The sequence below is a fragment of the Burkholderia sp. ABCPW 111 genome, assembly GCF_000773065.1.
Lineage (GTDB): Bacteria > Pseudomonadota > Gammaproteobacteria > Burkholderiales > Burkholderiaceae > Burkholderia > Burkholderia savannae.
The window spans coordinates 13,417-37,025 of sequence record NZ_JPWT01000089.1; the positions used below are offsets into that span (position 1 = coordinate 13,417).

Sequence of the window (23,609 nt, forward strand, 5' to 3'; positions counted from 1 at the left end):
CTCGGCGTCCCGCTCCCGGCAAAGGCCAAACCTTACACCACACTTTCCGCCCCCGTACAATCGGGCGCCTCAGTCATGAAAAAGCAATAAATTACGATTCCGTATATATTTCGCCGATGGACCCAAGAAAATCCGCCGCCAGCCGCATTTCGAGCCCACCTCCCCGCACGTGGGACGCCCGACTCGCGCGCCGGCTCGTCACGCCGCTCGTCGGCACGCCGGTGACGCCGAACCACCTGACCACGCTGCGCCTGCTGATCGGCCTTGCGGGCGCGTGGTGCCTCGCGCAACCCGGCTTCGGCTGGATCAACGCGGGCGCTTTCCTGATCGTGCTGTCCAATTTCGTCGATCACACCGACGGCGAGCTCGCGCGGATCAGCGGCCAGTCGAGCAAGCTCGGCCACTTCTACGATCTCGCGAGCGACGCGCTCGTCACGGTCGCGCTCTTCGTCAGCATGGGCGCCGGCGTCGTCGCGGCGGGCGGCCAGATGGCCGCGTCGCCCGTGCTGCTCGGCGCGCTCGCGGGCGCGGCCGTCGCGCTCATCTTCTTTCTGCGGATGCGGATCGAGTCGTTCGCGGGCAAGGCGGGCACGAAGCAGGCATTCGTCGGCGGCTTCGAGACCGAGGACGTGCTGTATCTGCTTCCCGTCGTCACGCTGCTCGACAGCGTCGAGCCGTTCCTCCTCGCGGCGGCGATCGGCGCGCCGCTCTTCGCGGCGTGGGTCGTGATCGATTACTGGCGCATCGTGCGCCGCGGCAGCGCGTCCCGCGCGCCCAATTCAACCGAAATCCAACCCACCAAATGATCACGGAAACCGAAGCCTGCGCGGCCCACGGCACGCTAGACGAAGCCGTCGCCGCGCGCATCGGCGCGCTCGACGCCGCGCGGCTGCGCGGCGATTTCGCGCGGCAGGACGCGTTTGTCTACCTGGACGAATTCCTGCCGAAGGATCTCGCCGGCCGCCTCGCCGACTGCGCCCGCGCGCTCGTGCCCGACATCAACCGCAACTTCCTGCCTGGGCACAAGCAAGGCGGCAGCGTAAGCCGCCACACGATCGACGAGAAGGCGCCGCTCATCGCCGAGCTGTACCGCTCGAAGGCGCTCGTCGGCTTCCTCGAGACGCTGACGGGCGACAGGCTGCTGCCGTCGCCGGACGACGATCCGCACGCGTACGCGCTGTATTACTACACGAAGCCGGGCGACCACATCGGCTGGCACTACGACACGTCGTACTACGACGGCCGCCGCTACACGCTGCTCTTCGGCGTGATCGACGATTCGACGAGCCGCCTCGACTACGAATTGCACACGCGCAACCCGGGCGTCGCGGACGAGCCGGGTTCGGTGCAGATCGCACACGGCGGCATCGTGTTCTTCGACGGCGACAAGCTGCGCCACCGCGTGACACCGCTCGGCGAGAACGAGATCCGCGTGTCGCTGACGTTCGAGTACGTGACCGACCCCGGGATGCGGCCGTGGAAACGTTTCGTGTCGAACATGAAGGACGCGATCGCGTACTTCGGCTTCCGTCAGGTATTCAAGCAAACGGCGACGCGCCGCCCGTCGCGCTCATGACGCGCACCGGCATGATCCTGCTGTCGCTCGGGACGGCGGCGTTCGTCGCCCTCCTCGCGTGGCAGGGCTTCGGCGCGGTCGCGGCGACGCTGTTCGCGGCCGGCTGGGGGCTCGCGCTCGTCGCGGCGTTCCACCTGGTGCCGCTCGTCATCGACGCGGCCGCGATCGCAGTGATGTTCCGTCCCGGCGAGCCGGGCAGCGGGCTTCATGACGCGCTGCGCGCGCGCTGGGTCGGCGAATCGGTCAACAGCCTGCTGCCCGCCGGGCAGATCGGCGGGCCGGTGCTGATGGTCCGCCATCTCGCGCAGCGCGGCGCGCGCCTGGCCGACGCGGCGGCCGCGATCACGGTCAGCACGACGATGCAGGCGCTCGCGCAGATGGTGTTCGCGCTCGTCGGCATCGCGGCGTTCAGCGCGTACGCGACGCACGACGCCGCGTCGCATCTGCGCACGCCTGCGCTGATCGCGACCGCGGTGCTGGGCGGCTGCGCCGCGCTCTTCTACTTCGCGCAGCGTCGCGGCCTGTTCGGGCGCGGGCTGCGCGCCGCGTCGAAGCTGCTCGGCCCGCGCGACTGGTCGTCGCTCGCGACGCGCGCGGACGCCATCGACGACGCGCTCGGCAAGCTGTACCGCAAGCGAGCGAAGGTGCGCACGACATTCGTGCTGAGCCTCATCGGCTGGGTCGTCGGCACCGCGGAAGTGTGGCTCGCGCTGCGCTTTCTCGGCCATCCGGTGAGCTGGCTCGACGCGCTGCTCCTCGAGAGCGTCGGGCAAGCGATCCGCGGCGCGGCGTTCGCGATCCCCGGCTCGCTCGGCGCGCAGGAAGGCGGCTATCTGCTGCTTGCGCCGCTCGTCGGGCTGCCGCCCGACGCAGCGCTCGCGCTGTCGCTCGCGAAGCGCGCGCGCGAGCTCGCGCTCGGCCTGCCCGGCATCCTGTATCTGCATTTCAGTGAAAGAAACTGGCAGCGGCGGCGCGCGCCGCAGCCGATCGCCGACTGATCCGACGACGAGACGGTCGGCGCCCTTTGCGTGGAGAACTCATGCGAGCCATCATTCTTGCGGCGGGCCTGGGCCTGCGCCTGCAACTGCCTCCCGAGGCTCAATTCCCGAAGTGCCTGCTGCGCTTCGACGACAAGTCGCTCCTCGAGCGGCACCTGCGCGTGCTCGACGCGGCGGGCGTCGACGAGATCGTGCTCGCGCTCGGCTTCCAGTCCGAGAAGGTTGAAGCCGAGCTCGCGCGCCTGAACCGCAAGGCCGAGATCGTGCTCAACCCGCGCTACGACCTCGGCAGCGTGCTGACCGTGCACACGGCCGCCGACGCGCTCACGCGCGGCGGCGACGTGCTGCTGATGGACGCCGACGTGCTGTACGACGAGAGCATCCTGCACGCGCTCGTCGCGGAGCCGTCGCGCGCGATCGATCGCCTTCTGATCGACCGCGATTTCGAAACGGGCGACGAGCCCGTCAAGCTGTGCGTGAAGGACGGCGTGCCGGTCGAGCTGCGCAAGCAGGTCGCCGCCAATCTCGACTACGACACGATCGGCGAATCCGTCGGCTTCTTCCGTTTCAGCGAAGGCGCCGCGCGCCGGCTCGCCGAGATCGTCGCGGGCTACGTCGACGGCGGCCGCGCGAACATGCCGCACGAAGAGGCCGTGCGCGACCTGCTGCTCGAAGGCGGCCGCGCATTCGACATCGCGGACGTGACGGGCGCGCCGTGGATCGAAATCGATTTTCCGGGCGACGTCGCGCGGGCTCGCGACGAAGTCCTGCCGCACATCCAACAACGAACGATAGGGGCCATCCGATGAATGCACGCGAACCGAACTTCACCGAATCGCGCAGCGCGCGGCTGCGGCGGATGCTGACGAGCCGCGAGCTCGAATTCCTGATGGAAGCGCACAACGGCCTGTCCGCGCGGATCGTCCGCGAGGCGGGCTTCAAGGGGATCTGGGCGTCGGGGCTCGCGATCTCCGCGCAGTTCGGCGTGCGCGACAACAACGAGGCGAGCTGGACTCAGGTCGTCGACGTGCTCGAATTCATGGCCGACGCGAGCGACCTGCCGATCCTGCTCGACGGCGACACCGGCTACGGCAACTTCAACAACGTGCGCCGGCTCGTGAAGAAGCTCGAGCAGCGCGGCATCGCCGGCGTGTGCATCGAGGACAAGCAGTTTCCGAAGACCAACAGCTTCATCGACGGCGAGCGCCAGCCGCTCGCCGAGATCGACGAATTCTGCGGCAAGATCAAGGCCGGCAAGGATTCGCAGAGCGACCCGGATTTCTCGATCGTCGCGCGTGTCGAGGCGCTGATCGCCGGCTGGGGGATGGACGAGGCGCTGCGCCGCGCGAACGCGTACGCGCAGGCCGGCGCGGACGCCATCCTGATCCACAGCAAGCTGTCGCGGCCCGACGAGATCCTGCAGTTCGCGCGCGAATGGAGCGGCCGCGCGCCGCTCGTGATCGTGCCGACCAAGTATTACAGCACGCCGACCGACGTGTTCCGCCAGGCCGGCATCAGCACCGTGATCTGGGCGAATCATCTGATCCGCGCGTCGGCGTCCGCGATGCAGGCAGTCGCGCGCGAAATCCAGGACGGCGAAACGCTCGTCAACGTCGAGGAGCGCGTGGCGAGCGTCAACGAGATCTTCCGTCTGCAGGACGCCGACGAATACTCGGCCGCCGAGCGGATCTACCTGTCGTCGAGCTCGCGCGCGTCGAGCGCGGCGCTCGTGCTCGCGGCGAGCCGCGGCAAGGGGCTGGAGGCCGTCACAGAGGACAAGCCGAAGGTGATGCTGCCGATCGCCGGCAAGCCGCTCCTGCGCTGGCTCGTCGACGGCTTCAAGAAGCAGGGCGTGAACGACATCACGGTCGTCGGCGGCTATCGCGCCGATGCGATCGACACGTCGGGCGTGAAGCTCGTCGTCAACGAGCGGCACGCGCAAACGGGCGAGCTAGCGTCGCTCGCGTGCGCGGCCGAGCGCCTCTCGGGCGACACCATCGTCTCGTACGGCGATCTGCTGTTCCGCAGCTACATCCTGCGCGATCTCGCCGAGAGCGAGGCCGAGTTCAGCGTCGTCGTCGATTCGTCGCAGACGCAGCCGTCGAACCAGAGCGTGCGCGACTTCGCTTTCTGCTCGGCCGCCGACGACCGCGGACTGTTCGGCCAGAAGGCCCATCTGCGCCGCGTGTCGAGCGATGCGAGCGAGGGCGAGCCGCACGGCCGCTGGATCGGGCTCCTCAACGTTCGCGGCGCGGGCGTCGCGCGGCTGAAGGCGATGCTCGACACGCTGAAGGCGCGCGGCGATTTCGATTCGCTCGATTTGCCGGCGCTGCTGAACGCGCTCGTCGACGCGGGCGAGAAGATCGAAGTGCAATACGTGCACGGCCACTGGCGCGGCGTCAACGATCTCGACGACTTCCGCCGCGCGGGCGATTTCGCGCACGGCCAGACGCCGTATGCGGAGCAGAGCGCGGCCAACGGAGGCGCGAGATGATCGAAGCCGCACAGTTCGTCGAGGCGGCGCGCGAGCGCGGCTTCGACTGGTACGCGGGCGTGCCGTGCTCGTATCTGACGCCGTTCATCAATTACGTGTTGCAGGACCCGGCGCTCCATTACGTGTCGGCGGCGAACGAAGGCGATGCGGTCGCGCTCGTCGCGGGCGCGACGCTCGGCGGCCGGCGCGGGATCGCGATGATGCAGAACTCGGGGCTCGGCAACGCGGTGAGCCCGCTCACGTCGCTCACGTGGACGTTCCGGCTGCCGCAACTGCTGATCGTCACGTGGCGCGGCGAGCCGGGCGTGCACGACGAGCCGCAGCATGCGTTGATGGGCCCGATCACGCCGGCGATGCTCGACACGATGGAAATCCCGTGGGAGACATTCCCGACGGAAGCCGACGCGATCGGCCCGGCGCTCGATCGCGCGATCGCGCACATGGACGCGACGGGCCGCCCGTACGCGCTCGTGATGCAAAAAGGCAGCGTCGCGCCCTACGCGCTCGAGCGCGCGGCGATGCCCGAGCGCCGCGCGCACGTCGCCGCGCATTCGACGCAGCGCGCCGCCGAGCCCGCCGAGCCCGCGGCGTCGCCGACGCGTCGTGACGCGCTCGCGCGGATCGTCGAGCGCACGCCCGTCGGCTCGACGGTCGTGCTCGCGTCGACGGGCTTCTGCGGCCGCGAGCTGTACGCGATCGACGATCGCCCGAACCAGTTGTACATGGTCGGCTCGATGGGCTGCGTGACGCCGCTCGCATTGGGCCTCGCGCTCGCGCGGCCGGATCTCGCCGTCGTCGCGGTCGACGGCGACGGCGCCGCGCTGATGCGCATGGGCGCATTCGCGACGCTCGGCGCGTACGGGCCGTCGAACCTCGTGCACCTGCTGCTCGACAACGGCGCGCACGAATCGACGGGCGGCCAGGCGACGGTGTCGCAATACGTGTCGTTCGCGGGCGTCGCGGCCGCATGCGGCTACGCGTCGGCGATCGAAGGCGACGACCTCGGCGTGCTCGACGCGGCGCTCGACGCCGCACGCGCGGGCGAGCAGGCGCAAAAGCAAAAGCATGGCGGCGCGCACTTCGCGCGCCTGTCGATCCGCACCGGCGTGCCCGACGGCCTGCCTCGCCCGAGCGTGACGCCCGTCGACGTGAAGGCGCGCCTGATGCGCCACATCGGCGCGACGCCTGCCCGACGAGGAGAATGAAGATGCTGTTGCTGAATCCCGGCCCCGTGACGCTGACGGAACGCGTGCGCAGGAGCCTCCTCCAGCCGGACCTGTGCCATCGCGAAAGCGAGTTCTTCGATCTGCAAGACGAGGCGCGCGCGCGGCTCGTCGCCACGTATGCGCTCGATCCGGCCGAATGGAGCGCGGTGCTGATGACGGGCTCCGGCACGGCCGCGGTCGAGAGCATGATCGCCGCGCTCGTCCCCGAGAACGGCAAGCTGCTCGTGATCGAAAACGGCGTGTACGGCGAGCGGATCACGCAGATCGCCGCGCAGTACCGGATCGCGCACGAGGTGCTGAAGCACGACTGGATGCAGGCGCCGGATCTCGCGCGCGTCGCCGCGAGGCTCGACGCCGATCGCGCGATCACGCACGTCGCGGTGATCCACCATGAAACGACGACGGGCCGCCTGAACGATCTCGACGCGCTCGCCGCCGTGTGCCGCGCGCGCGGCGTGCGGATGCTCGTCGACGGCGTGAGCAGCTTCGGCGCGGAAGCGATCGATTTCGCTGGCGGCGACATCGACGCAATCGCCGCGACCGCGAACAAGTGCCTGCACGGCGTGCCGGGCGCGGCGTTCGTGATCGTGCGCCGCCGCGCGCTCGCGTCGGCCGCGAGCCGCACGTACTACCTCGATCTCGGCCGGCTCGCGACATTGCAGGACGCGCGCAACACGCCGTTCACGCCGTCGGTTCACGCGTACTACGCGCTCGTCGAGGCGCTGCGCGAATTCGACGAGGCGGGCGGCTGGCGCGCGCGCCACACGCGCTACGCGGCGCTCGCCGAGCAGGTGCGCGCGGGTCTCGCCGCGCGCGGGATGCCGCTCGTGCTGCCGGACGGCGAATCGTCGGTCGTGCTGCGCGCGTACCGGCTCCCGGCCGGTGTCACGTACGAGCAGTTGCACGACGGGCTCAAGGCGCGCGGCTTCGTGATCTACGCGGGCCAAGGCGGGCTGTCGAGCGCGTTGTTCCGCGTGTCGACGATGGGCGCGATCGAACCGGCGGACGTCGAGCGCCTGCTCGACGGCTTCACGGCGCTCACGCGCTGACACACTAGCACCGCAAGCAAGAAACGGCGCCGCGCTCGATTGCGCGGCGCCGCTTTTTTGAGGGCATCGCGTGTGTCGCATTCAGCCGCCGCGCCGATACATCGCCGTCGCGGCGTCCTTGCACGGCTCGAAGAACCATGCGTGCGCGGCGAGCACCTCGTTCGTCAGCGCCGGGCCGGCCAGCGCCGGCGTGCCGACGCCGAACGGCGGGCGCGGATGATATTCGATCGTCAGCTCGACGTGCTTCGCCTCGTCGACACCGCGCAACTCGGCAAGCACGAGCAGCGCCGCCTCGAAGCCGCCCGTGGCCGGGCCGGCCGTATACAGATTGCCGTCGATCACGACCTCGCCGCCGCCGACGGGCTGCGCGCCGAGATCGGCGAGCGCGTCGAGCACGTGGAAATTGGTGGTCGCGCGACGGCCGTTCAGCAAGCCCGCCGCGCCGAGCAGCAACACGCCGCCGCAGATCCCGATCACGTAGCGCGCGCGGCTCGCGTGCCGGCGCACGAACGCGATCACTTCGTCGTCGGCGATCACGTCGGCCGGCACCGCGCCGACGACGAACGCGTCGAGATCGTCCGGACAATCGGCGAAGGCCGTCGTCGCCGCGATCGGGAACGGCGGCAACGCGCAGATCGGATCGCGCGTCTTCCACAGCAGGTGCAGTTCGGTCTGCGGCGCGAAGCCGAACACGGCATGCGCGCCGAAGAGATCCATCACGGCAACGCCGGGCGCGAGGAGAAAGCCGATTTTCAGCGGTCGTTGTGCAGTCGGGGGCACGGTTCGTCCTTTTCGAAAAGTGATGATGAGATGCAAGGCTCGCGGGACGATACGCAGCGCCCCGCACGACGACCAGCTTAGCGCGCGGCCGATTGGCGGTTATGCCAAACTGGTTGCAATTTCCGCCAACGCTTTCCCGATGCGCGCATGATCGTCTATATCCTCGTCTTTCCGGATCTGAATCTCCTCGATTTGTCGGGCCCGCTGCAAGTGCTGTCGAGCGCGAACGAGCTCGCGCGCGACACCGGCGGCGAAGCGCCGTACCACGTCCGCGTCGTCTCGCGCGGCGGGCGCAGCGTGCGGACGTCGACGGGCATCTCGCTGTCGACGCAGCCGCTTCCGCCCATCGACGCGCTGGCGGATACGGTGATCGTCGCGGGCGGCGTCGGCGTCGACGCGGCCGCGCGCGACGCCGACACGCTCGCCTGGCTGCGCGCGCACGCGCGGCAGGCGCGGCGCGTCGTGTCGATCTGCAACGGCGCGTTCCTGCTCGCCGCGTGCGGGCTGCTGGACGGCCGCCGCGCGGTCACGCACTGGCAATGCTGCGACGAGCTCGCGCGGCGCCACCCGCGGGTGCACGTCGAGCATGCGCCGATCTTCGTGCAGGACGGGCCGATCTGGACGTCCGCGGGCGTCACGGCCGGCATCGATCTGTGCCTGCGCCTCGTGACGAACGACTGCGGCCACACGCTCGCGCTCGCGGTCGCGCGCCATCTCGTCGTGTTCCTCGTGCGGCCGGGCAGCCAGGCGCAGTTCAGCACGCCGATCGAACTGCAGAGCGCGTCCGGGCAGTTCGCCGATCTGCATGCGTGGATTCGGCGTCATCTGGCCGGCGACCTCTCGGTGCCGACGCTCGCCGCCCGCGTGAACATGAGCGAGCGCAGCTTCGTGCGCCATTACCGCAACGCATTCGGCACGACGCCCACGAAGGCGGTCGAGCGCATCCGCGTCGAGACCGCGCGTAACCTGCTCGGCGAAACCGCGCTGCCCGCCAAGCAGATCGCGCAGCGCTGCGGGTTCGGCAGCGTCGCGACGCTGCGGCGCAGCTTCGCGCGCGCGTTCGATACGTCGCTGCACGAATATCGAGACCGGTTCCGCGGCGCGTAGCGCGCGACACGTAGCGCGCGATGCGCATTGCGCGGCACACGACACGCAGCGCGCAACGCGCAACGCGATATGGGCGCGCCTCGCCGTGTCACTGCAAACGTTGGCCGCAACCGCAATCGGACGCACATCGATCGGACATCGAAGCGACGCCCGGCCGCCGTTTCTTCTCATGCATTCATCCGCACCCGCTTCTCCGCGAATCGCACCGCCACGCGCGTCGACATTACGCGCCGCGCGGGAATCGCCATGCCGCGCGCTCGCCGCGATGGACAGCGCAGCATGCTTAGGTTAGCGTAACGATCGACTCCGCCACGATGCGCGCCGCGCACGGCGCGCCGCCCTCATTGTCACTGCGCAGTACCATGACCTCGACCTTACAGACCCGCCTGCCCGGATTCGCCCGCAACGCGCTGCGCCCGGTGCTCGATCCCTACCGCCGCTATCGCCACGCGAAACTGATCCACGCGGCGCGCGTCGCGCTGAGCGTGCTCGCCTCGATCGCGCTGACGACCGGCCTGCACATTCCGCACGGCGAATGGGCGACGATCACGGTGCTGATCGTGATCGGCGGGCTTCAGCATCACGGCAACATCCGCAAGAAAGCCGCCGAGCGCGCGCTCGGCACGCTGATCGGCGCGATCGCCGGCCTGTCGCTGATCCTGCTGCAAACCACCGCGCACCTGTCGCCGTTGACGTTTCTCGTGATGAGCGTCGCGTGCGGCTTCTGCGCATATCACGCGATCGGCAAGGCCGGCTATATCGCGCTGCTGTCCGCGATCACGATGGTGATCGTCGCCGGCCACGGCGACAACGAGATCGCCGACGGCCTCTGGCGCGCGGTGAACGTGCTGATCGGCATCGCGATCGCGCTCGCATTCTCGTTCGCGCTGCCGCTTTACGCGACCTACTCGTGGCGCTACAGGCTCGCCGACGCGTTGCGCGGCTGCGCGGCCGTCCACGCGCGAATCGCGGGCGAGCGCCACGTGAGCGACAACGAGCATCTGAAGGACATGGCGAAGCTCAATACGCTGCTCGTCCAGCTCCGCTCGCTGATGCCGTCGGTATCGAAAGAGATCTCCGTGTCGATGGCGCAGCTCGACGCGATCCAGCGGAGCCTGCGGCTGTGCATGAGCTCGCTCGAAATCCTGTCGAACCTGCAGCCCGGTGCCGACGACGAAGCCGGCAGGCGCTTCGTCCAGGCCCAGATGAAGGCGGACAACCGGCGGATTCAGGAGATGCTCGTCGGCGCGGCGCGCGCGCTCAAGTTCGGCACGCTGAGCCGGCTCGGGCCGCCGCACGGGCCGGCCGCGCAGGCCGGCGAGTACGCGCCGCCCGCGCAATTATCCGGCTACGTGTCGCTGACGGCGAAACTGGCGCACGAGATCGAGCAGCTCAGGCAGCGGCTGCACGATATCGCGCCGCAATGGAACATTTGAGCGGGCGGCGGCCGTACCGACGCGCGCTCGCCCATCGCAGCGCGTGCGCCCGCGCGCGACGCCGCCGATAGGCGAGCGATCGTCGGCATGAGCCGCGAGGATATGGCCTGACCGATTGCCTGCGCGGCGCCTGGAGCACGATGCTCGACGCTCGCTGCGCCGTATGCGGCGAACAAAATCCGCCGTCGATGCATTACCGAAAATCGGGAGCGCGAATCGATTTCGTCACATCGTCTTCGTGAATGGCCGGCGCTCGACAGACAAAGCACCCGCCTCACCCGGCCGTTCGCCATCGATCAAGAATCCGAACGAAACCCGCCGCGTCGTCCGCGCTCGCGATAGGCGAAGCGCCTACCCCTTGCGCAGCCTGCCGAGCTCGTCGGCCAGGTAATCGACGAATGCGCGAATCCGCGTCGACATCTGATGGCGCTGCGCATAGACGGCGTAAATGTCCGCGCTCGGCGTTTCGTACTCGGGCAACACGACGACGAGGCGGCCGTCGGCGAGATATTCGTCGATGTCCCACTCGGCGCGCATCAGGATGCCGTGTCCGTCGAGCGCCCATTTGACGGCGATTTCGCCGTCGTTCGTCGTCAGATTGCCGTTGATCCGGATCGCCTCCGTCTTGCGCGATGCGCCGCGCCCGCTCGTCAGCCGCCAGACGCCGTAGCCTTCGTCGCCCTGCCGGATGCCGATGCAGTTGTGCTTCGTCAGATCGTGCGGCGTCGCCGGCATCCCGTGCCTCGCGACGTACGACGGCGCCGCGCACAGCAGCCGCCGGTTCGGCGCGAGACGCCGCGCGACGACCCGCGTGTCCGGCTGCTCGCCGAAGCGCACGCACACGTCGAACGCATCGTCGGTGAGCGGCGGCGGCATCACCGACAGCTGCAACTGCACGGCCACCTGCGGGTAGCGGGCCACGAAGCGCGAAATCGCGGGCCCGACGTGGCTGCGCCCGAAGCCGAGCGTCGCGTTCACGCGCAACAGCCCTTTCGGATTCTTCTTCGCACTGCCGAGCAGCTCGCCCAGTTCGTCGATCTGGTCGAGTATCCGGCGCGCGTACTCGAGATAGGCCTCCCCTTCAGGCGTCAGCATCATCCGCCGCGTCGTGCGGTTGACGAGCGGCACGCCGGCGCGCTGCTCCATCTGCGTGAGCCGCTTGCTGACGGCCGCCGCCGTCAGTCCGAGTTCGCGGGCGGCGGCGCTCAGACTGCCCGATGCGGCGAGCGTCGAGAAAAAACCCAGGTCGGCGGGCTGAACGGCATCCGTCACGGTTTCGCTTGTGAATTCAAGTTAAGGATGCTTTGAGTCTAGCACCGGTTTCTTGACTCGCAGTTCGATAAAGTGCGCTCACATTCACGAATTTCAGAGGATGGAGGCATGAAGACCTATCGAATCGCGACCATTCCGGGCGACGGCATCGGCAAGGAAGTCGTTCCCGCGGGCAAGCAGGTGCTGGAGGCGCTCGCCGGAACCACTCGACGCTTCGCGTTCGAATTCGAGAACTTCGACTGGGGCGCCGACTACTATCGCCGACACGGCGTGATGATGCCCGACGGCGGCCTCGACGCGCTGCGCGACAAGGACGCGATCCTGTTCGGCTCGGCGGGCGACCCCGACGTGCCCGACCACATCACGCTGTGGGGCTTGCGTCTGAAGATTTGCCAGGGCTTCGACCAGTACGCGAACGTGCGCCCGACGCGCATCCTGCCCGGCATCGATGCGCCGCTCAAGCGCTGCACGCCCGACGATCTGAACTGGGTCATCGTCCGCGAGAACTCCGAGGGCGAATACGCGGGCGTCGGCGGGCGCGTGCACCAGGGACATCCGATCGAAGCGGCGACGGACGTGTCGATTCTCACGCGCGCAGGCGTCGAGCGGATCATGCGCTTCGCGTTCCGGCTCGCGCAATCGCGTCCGCGCAAGCGGCTGACGGTCATCACGAAGAGCAACGCGCAGCGCCACGCGATGGTGATGTGGGACGAGATCGCGAAGCAGGTGTCGGCCGAGTTTCCCGACGTGACATGGGACAAGGAGCTCGTCGACGCGGCCACCGCACGCATGGTCAACCGGCCGGCGTCGCTCGACACGGTCGTCGCGACGAACCTCCACGCGGACATCCTGAGCGATCTCGCCGCGGCGCTTGCGGGCAGCCTCGGCATCGCGCCGACCGGCAACATCGATCCGGAGCGCCGCTATCCGTCGATGTTCGAGCCGATCCACGGCTCCGCGTTCGACATCATGGGCAAGGGGCTCGCGAATCCGATCGGCACGTTCTGGTCGGTCGTGATGCTGCTCGAGCATCTGGGTGAAACGGAAAGCGCCGCGCGCGTGATGCGCGCGATCGAGGCCGTCACCGCGAACCCGTCGCTTCACACGGGCGACCTCGGCGGCCGCGCAACGACGGCGCAGGTGACCGCCGCCGTCTGCGCGCTCGTCGAGAGCGCCGAAGTCACCGCGTGACGCCCGGTGCGGGCATGCGATGCGCGCGAGCCGCATCGCTTCGGCATCGCGCGGCGCGTGGGCCGGCTTCGCGTCGAACGCGGGGTGCGGCCGGCCGCAGTATGGCTTCGCGTCGCTTCTCGGTTGGCTTTGCATTAGGCACGACGCTACGCATCACGCATCACGCATCACGCATCACGCATTAGGCATTAGGCATTAGGCATTAGGCATTAGGCATTAGGCATCGCCACGCGATCGTGACGCGCGCGCCGGCGAATGAGCCATGACGTCATGCAGTTCGACTGCTACCGCAATCGCGCCTGACCGGTTCGCAGAAACCGGCGTGGCAGCGATGGCCGATGCGCCGAGAAACACCCATCGAAGCCGGCGCGTCACGCCGCTTCGATCGAACGACGAACGGCGGCGCGGATTTCGATCGAGAAACCGCGCGGAGAAACGCAGCGCGGCCGCGCGATGCGCACGCACCGGTCTCCCGGCCGGCGCGCGCGACAACGATCGCGCGCCGCCCGCCTCGAAGCCGTCGCGCGTCGTCCGGATCTTTCCAATAGAGCACGGCTCGACCTCCAAGGAGGAGACACATGCAATCCGATCTCGAGTCCCGGGTTTCCCGGAAACTCACGTGGCGCATCATCCCGTTCGTGATGCTGCTCTACTTCGTCAGCTTTCTCGATCGCGTCAACGTGGGCTTCGCCGCGATGACGATGAACAAGGCGATCGGGCTGTCGCCGACCGCGTTCGGGCTCGGCGGCGGCCTCTTCTTCATCGGCTACTTCCTGTTCGAGGTGCCGTCGAACCTGATCCTGCATCGCGTCGGCGCGCGCATCTGGATCGCGCGCGTGATGATCACGTGGGGTATCGTATCGGCGGCTTCCGCGTTCGCGGCCGGCCCGGCGAGCTTCTACGCGCTGCGCTTTCTGCTCGGCGTCGCCGAGGCGGGCTTCTTTCCCGGCATCATCCTGTACCTGAGCCTGTGGTTTCCCGCGAAGCAACGTGCGCTCGCCGCCGCGTGGTTCATGGCGGCCGCGCCGATCTCGACGGCGCTCGGCTCGCCGCTGTCGGGCGCGATCATGCAGTTGCCGCCGATGTTCGGCCTCGCGAACTGGCAAACGCTCTACGTCATCGAGGCGCTGCCGGCGATCGCGCTAGGCTTCGTCGTCCTGAATTTCCTCACCGATGCGCCGTCGAACGCGCACTGGCTGCGAGCCGACGAGCGCGAATGGCTGATCGCGAAGCTCGATGCGGAAGCCGATCTGCGCCACGCGCACGCGGGCCACACCGCGGGAGCGTGGAACGCGCTGCGCGATCCGCGCGTGCTGGCGCTCTCGCTCATCTACTTCGGCACGTCGGCGGGCCTCTACACGCTCGGCCTGTGGGCGCCGCTAATGATCCGGCAATTCGGCTTCAGCGCGCTCGAAACCGGCCTGCTGAACGCGATTCCAAGCCTCGCCGCAGTCGTCGCGATGATCCTGTGGGCGCGGCGCTCCGATCGCACCGGAGAACGAACCTGGCATGTCGTGATTCCGTGCGTGCTCGCATGCGTCGGCTTCGTCTTCGCGGGCCAGGCAAGCACCGCGCTGCTCACCGTGCTCGCGCTCGTCGTCGTCAACGTCGGGATCAGCGCCGCGAAGGCGCCGCTGTGGGCGATGCCGAGCATGTTTCTGTCCGGCGCGGGCGCGGCCGCGGGCATCGCGATGATCAATTCGATCGGCAACCTCGGCGGCTTCGTCGGCCCGTTCGCGATCGGCTGGCTGAAGAATCTGACGGGCGGCTATGCGGCGGGGCTGTACGTCGTCGCGGCGACGCTCGCGCTGTCCGCGATCGTCACGCTGCTGCTGAGCCGCAAGGCCCCGCAGCAAGCGCTCATCTCGCGCGTGCGGCACAACCATTGAACGATGCGGCCACGGATCGAAAGCGTGCGTCTCGATTCGCGCCGCACCGCAACTCGTCGGCCGCGCTTTCTCCGACTGCCATCGACGAACCGTTCCGGCACCGCAAGCGCCGCATCGGATTCCGAAACAACGTATGCCGAACGTTCGCGCCGCGCAATGCGCGCGTTCCGGTTCGCACGCGAGCGACCGATGCCCGCGCGCGTCGCCGCGACTCGCTCACGCGCGCATCGAGATTCAAGACGCCGAATCGAGCGGCTCCACCGTCACGCCGACCGTCAGCACCTGATCCGCGCCGCCGCCGCGGATGACGCCGCGCAGCGGCGTCACGTCCGCGTAGTCGCGGCCGATCGACAGCATCACGTAATCGTCGCCGGGCGCGCGATCGTTGGTCGGATCGAGCTGCAGCCAGCCGCCATCCTCGGGCCACGCCGGATCGTAGACCTCGACCCACGCGTGCGACGCATCCGCGCCGATCAGCCGCGGCTGTCCCGGCGGCGGCTGCGTCAGCAGGTAGCCGCTCACGTAGCGCGCGGCGAGCCCGAGCGAGCGCAGCGCACCGATCATCACGTGCGCGAAGTCCTGGCACACGCCCTTGCGCAGTGCGAGCGCATCGAGCGCGGTCGTGCCGACGTCGGTGCTGCTCGGCGTGTACGCGAAATCGGCGTGGATGCGGCGCATCAGCTCCCACGCGGCCTGCACGAGCGGCCGGCCCGGCGAGAAGCTCGACGCCGCGTACGCGACGAGATCCGGATGGCATTCGACGTGCGGCGAAGCGAACACGAATTCGCTCGCCGGATCGAACGGCCGCCCCGCGCGAAACGTCAGGCGCTCGCGCACCGCTTCCCACGCGCTCGCGCATCCGGCGCGCGGCGCGGCGATCGCGGGCGGCGGCTCGCCGCGCTTGCCCGCCGACAGCGCGGGCGGCGCGACCCGCACGACGCTGCGGCTGCGCACGAACAATTCCTCGTGCGGCTGGTTGATCGCAAACGACGTGCGCTCGTTGCCGAACGAATCGGTGTCGACGACGAGCCCTTCGGCGCGCGGCTCGATCTCGAGCGAGAACTCGAGCACGCGCTGGCGCGGCGTCTCGAGCGGGCGCAAGCGCGCCTGATGCTGCGCGGACTCCACGCGCGCCGCGTAGCGATAGCGTGTATCGTGCGTGACGCGCAAGAGCGCGCTGCCTGCCGGCTGCGCGCGCGCAGCCGTCTTGCGCGTGCGTGTGCCCTTCTTCGCGTTCGCCGGCGAATGCGTCGTCATCCCCATAGCGACCTGCCCGCCTCGCGCACATGGCTGAAGTAGCGCTCGCCGATCCGGTTCGACAAGTCCCACACCGCCTTGCTGCATGCGTGCAGGCGCGCGAGCAGCGCCGCGTGGCGGCCGTCGCCGTCCGTCTCGCACAACACGTGCAGCGGCCAGCCGGCGATGTCCGGAATGCCGTCGGCGAGCTCCGACAGCGCATAGCCTTCGCTGCGCTCGACCTTCGACAGCCGGCCGCGCAGCGCCTGCGCGACCCACGCGAGCGAACGCGGATTGTCGGTGTCGAGCACGACGAGCGACAGCAGCGGCGCCACGTCGAAGCAGCGCTGGAACCGCGAGCGAAACGTGATGCCGCTGTCGAACAGCTCGAGCACGAGCTCGAAGCCCTCCTGCTTGTGAATCGCGTCGTCGTCGAACGCGTGGCCTAGCACGCCGCCCAGGAATTCGAGGCGATCGATCTGGCGGCCGATCGACAGCAGGCGCCAGCCGTCGTCGCGCGTCATGTTGTCGGTCTGCGCGCCCGTGATCGCCGACAGCAGCAGATTCAGCCGCTCGAGACGCTGCAGCGCGTCGTTGCCGAGCTGCTCCTCGGGTTCCGTGTCGTCGCCGCCTTCGTCGAACAATTGCGTCGCGTCGTCGATCAGGCGCCATTGCTCGCGCGAGAGCCGCTCCCGAATCGCCGCCGCCGCGCCGCGCATGCCGAACAGGCACGACGCGATCCCCGTCGAGCGGTCCGCTCGATGCGTGAGCGCGAGCGTCAGCGCCTGCTGGAACCCGCGCGGCGCTTCGACGGCCGATGGGGCGTCGGCGGGCAGCAGCCCGTTGTCGCGACACAATGCGTCGAGCAAATGAAGATGCACGGGCGTCTCGACGTCATCCTCGCCGCGCAGCCGCTCGAGCGCCGCGCGCGCGAGCCTCGTGAGGTTCGTCGCGCGCTCGGTGTAGCGGCCGAGCCAGAACAGGTTCTCCGCCGCGCGGCTCGCGATCGCGCGCGAACGCTCCTGCAAGTCGTCGGGGCCGAGATGCGTCTGCAGCAGCGTGGTCGGATCGACCGCGCCTTCGGTCATCACCCATGTGTCGACGCTGCTGCCGCCGCGCGGCATCGGCGCGTTGAACAGCTCGTCGCGCGTGCCGACGCGCGCGAGGCCGCCCGGCAGCACACGCCACGAGCCCGCGCCGTCCGCGAGCGCGAACACGCGCAACAGCAGCGGCCGCGGCACGATCCGCGCGCCGCCGTCTCCGGCGCCCGCACCGCCCGCCCAGGTCGGCGCCTGCGACAGCGGCAAGTCCGCCTGAATCGTGTAGTGCGCGGGCCGCGCGGCGATCCGCGCGCGCCATTCGGCGAGTTGCGGCGGCGCGAGCCGCGCGCCGATCACCGGCTCGAACGCGCCGCCCGCCTGCACGCTCGCGGGAAACGTCGGCCTCACGATGCTACGCGCGAGGAGCGGCAGCGCTTCGTCGCACGCGGCTTGCTCGCCGCACCACCACGACGGCACCGCGGGCAGCGACAGCGTTTCGCCGAGCAGGCTCTGCGCGAGGCGCGGCAGGAAGCCGAGGATGCCGGGCGATTCGAGAAAGCCCGAGCCCGGCAGGTTCGCGAGCAGCACGTTGCCCGCGCGTACCGCCTGCATCAGCCCCGGCACGCCGAGCAGCGAATCGGGGCGCAGTTCGAGCGGATCGAGCCATTCGTCGTCGACGCGCCGCAGGATGCCGTGCACGGGCTCGAGCCCGCGCAGCGTCTTCAGGTAGACGCGCTGGTCGCGCGCCGTCAGGTCGCCGCCTTCGACGAGCGTGAGGCCCAGATAGCGCGCGAGATACGCATGCTCGAAATAGGTCGCCGCATGCGGGCCCGGCGTGAGCAGCACGATGCGCGAATTCTTCCGCGCGGGGCTCAGCGCCTGCATGCTCTGCAACAGCGCGCGATAGCTCGCGGCGAGCCGCTGCACATGCAGGCCGCGGAACGCGCGCGGGAAGAGCCGCGACACGATCAGCCGATTCTCCAGAAGATAGCCGAGCCCCGACGGCCCCTGCGTGTGCTGCGCCATCATCCGCCACGCGCCGTCCGGCCCGCGCGCGAGATCGAACGCGACGACGTGCAGCCACGTGCCGCCCGGCGCGCGCGCGCCGCACATCGGCCGCAGGTAGCCGGGATGTCCGGTGACGAGCGCGGGCGGCAGGAGCCCGCGGTGCAGGATCGTCTGCTCTCCGTAGAGATCGGCGAGGATCGCGTTGAGCAGCCGCACGCGCTGGAGCACGCCGCGCTCGATCGTCGCCCAGTCGTCGGGCGCGACAATCAGCGGCAGCAGGTCGAGCGACCACGGCCGCACCGCGCCGCCGCCCGCCGCCCGCTCGTGCGGGTGGTAGGCGAGCCCGTTCTCGCGCATCCGGCGCTGCAGCGCGTCGGCGCGGCGGTCGAGATCGGCGAAGCCGACGCTGCCGAGTTGCATGAAGAATGCGCGCCACGCGGGCGCGAGCGATGCGCTCGACAGCGCGGCCGCACCGCCGCGCAGCTCGTCGTAGCGGCCCGTGACCGCGGGCGCGGCGAGCGCCGCGCCGAGCTCGGCCGCGTCCTGCTGCGAACCCGTGTCGAATAGCGTCTGCATCGCGTCGGCGGCGAGATCGTCGTCGGAGGAAAGTGAAAGCACGATTCGATTCTTCAAAGGCGGGCGGCCCGCGCCGCCGCGAGGCGAACGCCGCCCGCGCGCGGCGCGCGCCGCTCATCGATGTCGAATCCTAACATTCTTGCCCGGCGCGGCACGCCCGCTGCGCCGCGCACGCCCGCCGCGCGCGGCGTTGCCGACACCCTCGCCGCATCGCGCAACCGCTGCGCCGCCCGAATCCGTTCAGCCACGCCGCAAATCCAGCGTGAACGGAAACTCGCGGCTCGGCGCGGCGGGCTCGGCCGTCATCGCGCCCGGCGTGTGCCCCATCGACACGAAGCGCGCGAGCCGCCGGCTTTCCGCTTCGTAAGCGTTCACGGGGAACGTGTCGTAGTTGCGGCCGCCGGGGTGCGCGACGTGATATCGGCAGCCGCCGAGCGAGCGCCGCATCCACGTGTCGACGATGTCGAACGTGAGCGGCGCGTGCACGCCGATCGTCGGATGCAGCGCCGAAGGCGGCGCCCACGCCTTGTAGCGCACGCCGGCGACGTATTCGCCGGCGGTGCCGGTCGGCTGCAGCGGCAGCGCGCGGCCGTTGACGGTCACGACGTAGCGGCTGTCGTTCAGCCCGCTCACGTGGACCTCGAGCCGCTCGAGCGACGAATCGACGTAGCGCACGGTGCCGCCGATCGCCCCTTCCTCGCCCATCACGTGCCACGGCTCGAGCGCGCCGCGCAGCGCGAGCGCGACGCCGCGCACCGCGATCTGCCCGAACAGCGGAAAACGGAATTCGAAGTGCGGCGCGAACCATGCCGGATCGAACGCGAAGCCCGCTTCGCGCATTTCGGTCAGCACGTCGTCGAAATCCATCCTGACGAACGTCGGCAGCAGGAAGCGATCGTGCAGCGCGGTGCCCCAGCGCGCGAGCGGAGTCTCATACGGCGCGCGCCAGAAGCGCGCGATCAGCGCGCGCAGCAGCAGTTGCTGGACGACGCTCATCCGCGCGTGCGGCGGCATCTCGAACGCGCGCAGCTCGAGCAGGCCGAGGCGCCCCGTCGCCGAATCCGGCGAATAAAGCTTGTCGATGCAGAATTCGCTGCGGTGCGTGTTGCCCGTCACGTCGATCAGCAGATTGCGCAGCACGCGGTCGACGAGCCACGGCGGCATGTCGTCGCCGTAGCGCAGCTTGTTGCGGCGGATCTCGGCGAACGCGATGTCCAGCTCGTAGACCTGATCGTCGCGCGCCTCATCGACGCGCGGCGCCTGGCTCGTCGGGCCGATGAAGAGCCCCGAGAACAGATAGGACAGCGACGGATGATTGTGCCAATACGCGATCAGGCTCGCGAGCAGGTCGGGACGGCGCAGGAACGGGCTGTCCGCGGGCGTCGCGCCGCCGAGCACGAAGTGATTGCCGCCGCCCGTGCCGACATGCCGGCCGTCGACCATGAACTTCTCGCTCGACAGCCTGGATCGATACGCGGCGTCGTACAGGAATTCGGTGTGCTGAACGAGCTCGTCGAAGTCGTGCGCCGGATGGATGTTCACTTCGATCACGCCGGGATCGGGCGTCACCTGGAGCATCTTCAGGCGCGCGTCGCGCGGCGGCGGATAGCCTTCGAGCACGAGCTTCACGTCGAGCGACTCAGCCGTCAGCTCGACCGTCGTCAGCAGATCGAGATAGTCCTCGAGCGCCGCGACCGGCGGCATGAACACGTAGAGCACGCCATTGCGCACCTCGACGCACAGCGCCGTGCGCGTGATCCATGCGGCGGACTCGAAGCGCTGCGGATAGCGCGCGGAATCGTCTGCCGCGCCCGCCGACGCCGCGCGCGCCCCTTCGCCGACGCGCGCCTGCATCATGGTCCGCGCGTGCGCGGCGAAATCGCGCGCGGCCGCGGCCGGATCGCGCGGCACGTCGTAACCGCCGCCCGCATAGCGCGCGCGCAGCGCGTTCGCGTCCGGCAGCGCGCCCTGCGGCGCGAACGGATCGCGCTCGACGAGATACGGATAATCGCCGCGGCTCACCCACGGCAGCGAATCGAGCGGCAGACGGTAGCCCATCGGAGAATCGCCCGGCACGAGATACATCCGCTCGTCGCGGAAGAACCACGGGCCCGTCTCCCAGCGCGGCCCCGCGAGCGCCGGATTCGGCGCGAGCGGCTTGAGCGGCAGCACGTAACCGATCACGCTGTCGAGCTGCTGCGAGAACACCTTGCGCAGCCGCGCGCGCTCGAGCTCGTCGTCGAGCCGCGCATCGAACGGATCGACGTTCACCGGCAGTTGCCGCTCGCGCCACAGGTAATACCAGACGTCCTCGTAGCCGGGCGTCACGTAATCGCTCGTGATACCGAGGCGCGCCGCGAGCGCGCGGACGAAGCGCTCGGCGTCCGCGGTCGTATGGGCCGACGGCTCGCGCTCGTCGGCGAAGCGCGCCGGATCGCGCCAGACGGGCTCGCCGTCCGCGCGCCAAAACACGGACAGCGCCCAGCGCGGCAACTGCTCGCCCGGATACCACTTGCCCTGGCCGAAGTGCAGGAAGCCGCCCGCGCCGTACTCGGCGCGCAGCTTCTGCACGAGCGACGTCGCATGGCCGCGCTTCGTCGGCCCGAGCGCGTCGGTGTTCCATTCGGCGCCGTCGCGGTCGTCGATCGACACGAACGTCGGCTCGCCGCCCTGCGTGAGGCGCACGTCGCCCGCCTCGAGCTCGGCGTCGACCTGCGCGCCGAGCCGCAACACGTGCCGCCACGCTTCGTCGGTGTACGGCTTCGTCACGCGCGGCGATTCGTAGATGCGCGTGACGCGCATCTCGTGCTCGAACTCGACCTCGCATTCGTCGACGAGCCCCTCGACGGGCGCGGCGCTCGTCGGCTGCGGCGTCGCGGCGAGCGGAATATGGCCCTCGCCCGCGAGCAGTCCGGACGTCGGATCGAAGCCGATCCAGCCCGCGCCCGGCAGGTACACCTCGCACCACGCGTGCAGATCGGTGAAGTCGACCTCGGCGCCGCTCGGGCCGTCGAGCGACTTCACGTCGGGCGTCAGCTGGATCAGATAGCCGGACACGAAGCGCGCGGCGAGACCGAGATGACGACACAGCTGCACGAGCAGCCAGCCGCTGTCGCGACACGATCCCGATGCGAGCGTAAGCGTCTCCTCGGGCGTCTGCACGCCCGGCTCGAGCCGCACGACATAGCGGATGTCACGCTGCAACTGTTGGTTCAGCGCGACGAGGAAGTTCACGGTGCCCGGCGGCGTGCGGTCGATCGATTCGAGATACGAACGAAATGCGTCGGACGCGCTCGTATCGGGATCGCACGCGAGATACGGCGCAAGCTCGCGGCGCAGCGCATCGTCGTAATCGAACGGAAAGGTTTCCGCGCGCTCCTCGAGGAAGAAGTCGAACGGGTTGTAGACCGACATCTCGGCGACGAGATCGATCGCGATCTCGAACGTGCGCGTCTGCTCGGGAAACACGAGCCGCGCCATGTAGTTCGCGAACGGGTCCTGCTGCCAGTTGACGAAGTGCTGCGCGGGCTCGATCTTCATCGAATACGACAGGATCGGCGTGCGGCAATGCGGCGCGGGCCGCAGGCGCACGACTTGCGGCCCGAGGTGGACGAGCCGGTCGTAGCGGTAGCGGGTGACGTGGTGAAGCGCGACGTGAATGGACATGGCGTGGGCCGTTCGTTGCGGTTGCAGGGGCGTCGGGATGAGACGGCGTGGCGGCGCGGGGCGGCGCGAACGCGCCGCCGTCCGTTGCGCCGCGTGGCGGCTCGCGGGCGCGTCAGACGAGTTCCGGGGATTGGATCACGCTGATCTCGACGCCGACCGGCTTCGCGCCGGGACCGTAGACCGGCATCGTGTCGCGATAATCGAGGCCCGCCGCGATCCGCACGTAACGCTCGTCCGGGCAACGGTTCATGAACGGATCGAAGCCGACCCAGCCGAGCCCTTCGATGTACGCCTCGGCCCACGCGTGGCCCGATTGCGGCTGCATCGCGACCGCCGCTTCCTGTATCGCGACGCTCGTCTGGCGCACCGCGTCGCCTGGCGCTTCGTGCGCGCCGTCCGCGTCATGCCGCATCTGCATCGCCTGCTGCGCGACGCCGCTCGCCTGATGCAGCGCTTCGGCGATCCGCTGCATCGAGCCGTCCGTCAGCAAATAGCCCGACACGTAACGCGCCGGAATCTTCAGCGCGCGCGCCGTCGCGACGAACACGTGCGCGTGGTCGCGGCTCGTGCCGACGCCGCTTTGCAGCGCGGTCTCCGCGTCGCGCGGCGCCGCCTGCGCGTTCGGCTCGTAGGCGATCCGGCTGTGCACCTCGGTCATCAGCCAATGCAGCGCATCGAGGCTCTTGTGCTCGATCGGCAGCGCGTCGGCGAGCGCGCGAATCGCGTCGCCCGCGCGCGTGAGGTCGGTCGCGCGCTCGAACACCCACGGCGGCGCATACGAATCGGCGTTGCCGAGGATGCCGGCGCGATCCTGCGTCTCGACGACGCCCGCCGCGATGATCGCGATCTCCGGCTTGTCGCGATCGTGCCGCACGAGGTCGACGCGATTGCCGAGACCATCCGCGTACGTGAGCGTCGGCTCGACGCCGTCGATCGTCACCTGCCAGGCCCTCACGGTCTGGCTCGGGCCGCTTTGCGGGCGCAGCCGCAGGCGCTGCAGCACGTACGCAGCGTGTTCGTCGAATTGGAAGCGCGAGATGTGGCGGATGGCGAGGCGCATGGCTG

At 69.5% G+C, this 23,609-nt stretch carries 18 protein-coding genes; 11 read left to right on the top strand and 7 right to left on the bottom strand.

Annotated features, from left to right (window positions below; all coding sequences use genetic code 11):
- Positions 1-116: 116 nt before the first annotated feature.
- From X946_RS21000 to X946_RS21030, 7 genes are read left to right on the top strand one after another with little or no spacing between them, the layout of a single operon-like run.
- A complete protein-coding gene (locus X946_RS21000) occupies positions 117-806 on the top strand; it encodes a CDP-alcohol phosphatidyltransferase family protein (protein ID WP_038751471.1) in 690 nt (229 codons plus the stop codon).
- Entirely contained in the window at positions 803-1,576 is a 774-nt protein-coding gene (locus X946_RS21005; RefSeq protein ID WP_038751474.1) for a HalD/BesD family halogenase, read from the top strand. Before X946_RS21000 ends, X946_RS21005 begins: the two co-directional genes overlap by 4 nt.
- The gene (locus X946_RS21010; protein ID WP_038751476.1) at positions 1,573-2,574 is read left to right on the top strand and encodes an HpnL family protein; all 1,002 of its coding nucleotides are present in this window, start codon (positions 1,573-1,575) and stop codon (positions 2,572-2,574) included. Before X946_RS21005 ends, X946_RS21010 begins: the two co-directional genes overlap by 4 nt.
- 41 nt (positions 2,575-2,615) lie before the next feature.
- The gene (locus tag X946_RS21015; RefSeq protein WP_038751478.1) at positions 2,616-3,383 is read left to right on the top strand and encodes a phosphocholine cytidylyltransferase family protein; all 768 of its coding nucleotides are present in this window, start codon (positions 2,616-2,618) and stop codon (positions 3,381-3,383) included.
- Positions 3,380-5,068, top strand: a complete 1,689-nt coding sequence (aepX, locus tag X946_RS21020; protein ID WP_038751481.1) for a phosphoenolpyruvate mutase — start codon at positions 3,380-3,382, stop codon at positions 5,066-5,068. The genes X946_RS21015 and aepX overlap by 4 nt, the downstream gene beginning before the upstream one ends.
- Positions 5,065-6,273: a phosphonopyruvate decarboxylase gene (aepY, locus tag X946_RS21025; protein WP_038751483.1), complete on the top strand. Its 1,209-nt coding sequence runs from the start codon at positions 5,065-5,067 to the stop codon at positions 6,271-6,273. Before aepX ends, aepY begins: the two co-directional genes overlap by 4 nt.
- Before the next feature lie 2 nt (positions 6,274-6,275).
- Positions 6,276-7,343 carry a 2-aminoethylphosphonate aminotransferase gene (locus X946_RS21030; protein WP_038751520.1) on the top strand — a complete coding sequence of 356 codons (1,068 nt, stop codon included), beginning with the start codon at positions 6,276-6,278 and terminating at the stop codon, positions 7,341-7,343.
- Between the two features lie 81 nt (positions 7,344-7,424).
- On the opposite strand, the gene X946_RS21035 is transcribed toward X946_RS21030, so the two are convergent.
- Positions 7,425-8,123: a DJ-1/PfpI family protein gene (locus X946_RS21035; protein WP_081989918.1), complete on the bottom strand. Its 699-nt coding sequence runs from the start codon at positions 8,121-8,123 to the stop codon at positions 7,425-7,427.
- Positions 8,124-8,270: 147 nt separating this feature from the next.
- Between X946_RS21035 and X946_RS21040 the strand changes: the two genes are divergently transcribed.
- Complete coding sequence (locus tag X946_RS21040) at positions 8,271-9,230, top strand: GlxA family transcriptional regulator (protein ID WP_038751487.1); 960 nt, start codon at positions 8,271-8,273, stop codon at positions 9,228-9,230.
- Positions 9,231-9,592: 362 nt separating this feature from the next.
- Positions 9,593-10,666: an FUSC family protein gene (locus X946_RS21045; RefSeq protein WP_038751490.1), complete on the top strand. Its 1,074-nt coding sequence runs from the start codon at positions 9,593-9,595 to the stop codon at positions 10,664-10,666.
- A gap of 351 nt (positions 10,667-11,017) precedes the next feature.
- Here X946_RS21045 and X946_RS21050 read toward each other — a convergent pair whose 3' ends face one another.
- Positions 11,018-11,938 (bottom strand): LysR substrate-binding domain-containing protein, encoded by a 921-nt coding sequence (locus X946_RS21050; protein WP_038751493.1) that lies wholly within the window; start codon positions 11,936-11,938, stop codon positions 11,018-11,020.
- 108 nt (positions 11,939-12,046) lie between these two features.
- On the opposite strand from X946_RS21050, the gene X946_RS21055 reads away from it, so the two are divergent.
- Positions 12,047-13,129 carry a tartrate dehydrogenase gene (locus X946_RS21055; protein ID WP_038751496.1) on the top strand — a complete coding sequence of 361 codons (1,083 nt, stop codon included), beginning with the start codon at positions 12,047-12,049 and terminating at the stop codon, positions 13,127-13,129.
- A gap of 216 nt (positions 13,130-13,345) precedes the next feature.
- On the opposite strand, the gene X946_RS34245 is transcribed toward X946_RS21055, so the two are convergent.
- Positions 13,346-13,696, bottom strand: coding sequence for a hypothetical protein (locus X946_RS34245; RefSeq protein WP_152611763.1), 351 nt, complete (start codon positions 13,694-13,696; stop codon positions 13,346-13,348).
- Positions 13,697-13,707: 11 nt separating this feature from the next.
- Between X946_RS34245 and X946_RS21060 the strand changes: the two genes are divergently transcribed.
- Entirely contained in the window at positions 13,708-15,018 is a 1,311-nt protein-coding gene (locus X946_RS21060; RefSeq protein WP_038751498.1) for an MFS transporter, read from the top strand.
- 234 nt (positions 15,019-15,252) lie between these two features.
- Here the strand turns inward: X946_RS21060 and X946_RS21065 are convergent, their stop codons facing one another.
- From X946_RS21065 to X946_RS21080, 4 genes are all read right to left on the bottom strand, one after another.
- Complete coding sequence (locus X946_RS21065) at positions 15,253-16,281, bottom strand: transglutaminase family protein (RefSeq protein ID WP_038751501.1); 1,029 nt, start codon at positions 16,279-16,281, stop codon at positions 15,253-15,255.
- A complete protein-coding gene (locus tag X946_RS21070; protein WP_226377324.1) occupies positions 16,272-18,878 on the bottom strand; it encodes a circularly permuted type 2 ATP-grasp protein in 2,607 nt (868 codons plus the stop codon). Before X946_RS21070 ends, X946_RS21065 begins: the two co-directional genes overlap by 10 nt.
- A 240-nt stretch (positions 18,879-19,118) precedes the next feature.
- Positions 19,119-22,544: a transglutaminase family protein gene (locus X946_RS21075; protein WP_038751504.1), complete on the bottom strand. Its 3,426-nt coding sequence runs from the start codon at positions 22,542-22,544 to the stop codon at positions 19,119-19,121.
- A 112-nt stretch (positions 22,545-22,656) separates the two neighbouring features.
- Complete coding sequence (locus tag X946_RS21080; RefSeq protein ID WP_038751506.1) at positions 22,657-23,604, bottom strand: transglutaminase family protein; 948 nt, start codon at positions 23,602-23,604, stop codon at positions 22,657-22,659.
- Positions 23,605-23,609 lie beyond the last annotated feature (5 nt).